The 593-nt window shown below is 66.1% G+C and carries 1 pseudogene; it reads right to left on the minus strand.

From position 1 onward, the window contains the following. Positions 1 to 593: pseudogene (locus ABD323_RS44045) on the minus strand (transporter substrate-binding domain-containing protein); the annotation flags it as partial.

Genomic DNA, 593 nt, shown 5'->3' on the forward strand with positions numbered 1-593 from the left:
GGGTTGGGCCCGAGGTGGGCGTCGATCCGGCCCGAGCCGTGCGCCAGGTAGTAGTCCGAGGAGTTCTGGAAGTACTTGATGTCGACCGGCTTCAGACCGTTCTTCAGGTTCTCCTCGTTCCAGGCGATCAGCAGCTTCTCCTGGTTGGTGCCGGAGGCGACCGAGATGGTGTGCCCGGCCACGTCCTTGGGTCCGGCGACCTTCCAGCTGCCGCCCTTCTTCGCCTCGAAGCCGAGGATGTCCAGCCGGTAGGTGGCGAAGTCGTACTTCTCCTTGCGGGCCTCGGTCACGGTGATGTTGGAGAACCCCACGTCGTACTTGCCGGCGTCGAGACCGACGAAGATGTTCTCCCAGGAGACCGGGTTGAGCTCGACCTTGAGGCCGAGCACGTCGCCGACCAGGTAGGCGATGTCCGGCTCGGCGCCGATGATCGTCCTGTTGTCGTCGGCGTAGAAGTCCAGCGGGGGGACGGTGCCGAGCGAGTCGACACCCGCAGCGTGCCGCGCTTGCGGACCTCCTCCGGGACCAGGGCGGCGAGCGCGTCCACCTTGGCGGTGGTCACCCGCTTCTGATCGGGCGTCAGGTTCACCTTG

Source organism: Kitasatospora nipponensis (genome assembly GCF_039528135.1).
Lineage (GTDB): Bacteria > Actinomycetota > Actinomycetes > Streptomycetales > Streptomycetaceae > Kitasatospora > Kitasatospora nipponensis.